The organism is Bartonella sp. AA9NXGY, assembly GCF_042196845.1.
In the GTDB taxonomy this organism is placed as follows: Bacteria; Pseudomonadota; Alphaproteobacteria; order Rhizobiales; family Rhizobiaceae; genus Bartonella.
In genome coordinates this window covers 1-2,766 of the sequence record NZ_JBHIRB010000051.1, presented here as the reverse complement: position 1 = coordinate 2,766, position 2,766 = coordinate 1, and the positions used below count along the sequence as shown (strand labels likewise).

At 42.2% G+C, this 2,766-nt stretch carries 4 protein-coding genes; 1 reads left to right on the top strand and 3 read right to left on the bottom strand.

All coding sequences use genetic code 11. The annotated features are described in order from the left end of the window. Positions 1–1,268, bottom strand: a 1,268-nt coding sequence (locus ACFIM6_RS09555) for a PBSX family phage terminase large subunit (RefSeq protein ID WP_375612635.1), incomplete at its 3' end; no start/stop codon positions are given. Further along, positions 1,249–1,584, bottom strand: a complete 336-nt coding sequence (locus tag ACFIM6_RS09550; RefSeq protein WP_375610989.1) for a hypothetical protein — start codon at positions 1,582–1,584, stop codon at positions 1,249–1,251. The genes ACFIM6_RS09550 and ACFIM6_RS09555, both read right to left, overlap by 20 nt. A gap of 211 nt (positions 1,585–1,795) precedes the next feature. Between ACFIM6_RS09550 and ACFIM6_RS09545 the strand changes: the two genes are divergently transcribed. Further along, positions 1,796–2,260, top strand: a complete 465-nt coding sequence (locus tag ACFIM6_RS09545) for a hypothetical protein (RefSeq protein WP_375612634.1) — start codon at positions 1,796–1,798, stop codon at positions 2,258–2,260. 14 nt (positions 2,261–2,274) lie between these two features. Here ACFIM6_RS09545 and ACFIM6_RS09540 read toward each other — a convergent pair. Then, the coding region (locus tag ACFIM6_RS09540; RefSeq protein ID WP_375612633.1) for a hypothetical protein at positions 2,275–2,766 on the bottom strand (492 nt) is incomplete at its 5' end.

The following is a 2,766-nucleotide window of genomic DNA, read 5'->3' as shown; positions in this document are numbered from 1 at the left end:
TGTTTTTGCATCGGCTGTTCATACCCCACACACATTAACCCAAAGGCATCCGCACCATGACTGGACCAATCATGCTCAGCGCCTAAACCAATATTACGCTTCTCATCCCATTTCTCATGATACCAATTCAGTGCTTTACGACCCGCTACGGTTGTCTCTTCATTAAACCAAACAGACGGCAAAATACGTCGCACCGCCTCGATACGCATCTTAACCGCCCCTGCCCCTTGATTAGGGATCACTTGCGTTTCAAAACCCGCATCATTTAAAGCGCTCTCAAAACTCACATTGTGCACACGGTCTCTCGTCGCACCATCATGGGGTAACACCATCAACGCCTTCTCATAACCGTTTTGACGCAACCAGCCGATATGTTCCGATAACGGCTGTCCCTGTGCTTCGTAATAATTAAGCACTCTGATCTCTCTGCCAACAAATTGCACTATCCATATCGCCGTGGCATCTGCCTTGGCGCCTGTCCCCCCAATATCCCAAAAGGCGCGTATCTGCATTAAAGGATCACGCGCAACGCGCCCTATCCGCCCCTCTTGCTCGGCTGCCAACATTTCCTTTTGATAATAAGCGCCTTGAACTGCTGTAAGATAAGCCCCTTCCCAGATATGCTTATAAGTCTCGGGGCGGTTTCTCAGATCATCAAGCCGCGCTTCATTCAAGATCTTGGGAAACTTCGGATTGTCTGACCAATTGATCTCTACACGCTTAATGGCTTCATTGTCTGAAAAGCGAAACCGCTTCTCAACGGGGGCATTCTCTCGCAACGGGTTCCATGTCACCCATAACTCTGCTCTCCACCCCTCACCCTCTTCACGCAAAGTTGGAATGAGCGTCTGCCAAGCCGTCTCTGTAACCGGCTCTGCCTCATCAACCCAGCAGAGCAAAATGCGCCCCATCGATTTAATACTCGCAATATTCCGGTCCAGACCAGAAAACTGAAAGGCTATACGACCATCAATCGACTTAATCGACGACTCTCCAACCTTGTAATAGTCCCTTAAAAAGTCATGGGCTTCAATGGCGCGCTTAATCTCCTCCAATGAACTCTCTGCTAGCGAATTTTGAAACTGACGTGCACAAAGAATGGTCCCTGATATCCCCTGCATACCAAATTGATAGCCTTTTAAAGCAGCCATCAAGGCAAATGATCTTGTCTTTCCAGACCCTCGTCCACCCCAAGCCGCTCGTACCAAAGCGTCTCCTGCAAAAATAGGAATGAGTTTTGGTACAATCTTAATCTGTCTTGTCGTCATTCATTGTTAAAGGAGCAATTTCTACACGCCCTATGATCTTAATCGCGCCCCCATCTTCCCCCGTCACTTGCAAAGGCAAGATCTTCCCAAGCAACGCTAAATAAGCCGCAGGGCATCTTATTGCCTGCTTTTCGAGGTAAGAGATTAGCCCCTCTTTCCCATACTTATTGCCTGCCAATTCAGCAGCTTTAAGAATAGCCTCTTTCAAAAGGCGTGTATTCTTATTGGGTACACCTTTAACACGCCCCATTCCTGCCTTAGGGGGTTTATATTTTTTCTTTGTTTGAGAAATCTGTTCTGTATTTTGTGATGTCATAAAATACACCCTCCAGATAATAAAAAACCCCGCATTTGCGGGGATTTTGAACTGTACCACACCCTCATTTAGATACAGTACGACCAGTGCCGTATTTGTCATTAAATACGATTTGCTACACTTTGTCAACATAAAAATAACACATATTGATAATTTCAAAGGGAATCTGTATGAAGCGAAGATGTAACAATGAAAAACAAGATAAAATCTAATGTTATTATCGTATTTAAAGAAAATTGCCTTATTCGGAATAATAAGTATCTTATTCACTAGCCATATAAGTAGTCAATCATTAGCAGAAGATAGGTATTTAAAACTATGCCCAGATGGCCAAATTCCTGTTTTGCGTGATGTACGAAATCCATCTTCTTTTGTTACTTGTATTTCAGAAGAAATATTGGATTATAATTTTAATAAGTTTAAAAAACTCAGAGAAGAACTCGGAAATGACATTAGACTAGCTTCTATAAGTGAAAAAGACTATTATGAATTATTAAAACATCATTCTAAAAAAAAACAAATAATAGAATGGTTCGTAATAGGCTTTATAATAATCACCATAATGTCTCTTCCGATTAACATACTCTGGCGATTTAGATTAAAGATTCCTGCGTTTTTATTTACAATAATGACCGCCTTAGCTGTTATTGCAATACCATATATATATGGGTGGTAGTATCTCTTTCAAATCTACTTTTTTGAAAAATGCTTCTGAAGCGCATTAAGAGCAATCCGTAATGAATTCACAAGGTGGGGTAGCATTTGATCTTCTATAACGAGGGACTGTAGCGCAGCATGAAGATTATACTGTCTATAAAGGCATTGTGCTTCTTTTAGTGCCTCTTTCACGGCTTGATAGTGATTTGTTGCTTTTTGAACCCATTGTTCAAAGCTATCTGGATCTGAATTTGTAGACACATCATCATAAATCGCATTAGGCAAGCCTTTTGCGCAAAGGTAATTATTTCTTATCTGTAGGTACTGTTGCGCGGCATCATATTGCTCTTGAGTAAGCACGCCTTTTAAACAAAGTCGCCCTATATAAGACCCAGAAAGTGGATTTTTTGCCTCTTGTAGCGTTAAACCGAAGCGCTTTGCACGTATCTCTATTGCCAATTTATCAACGGCTTCACGCGGTGCTTTTGCACGTGATATACGTCCGTTTGGTTCTCTTACCTGCCC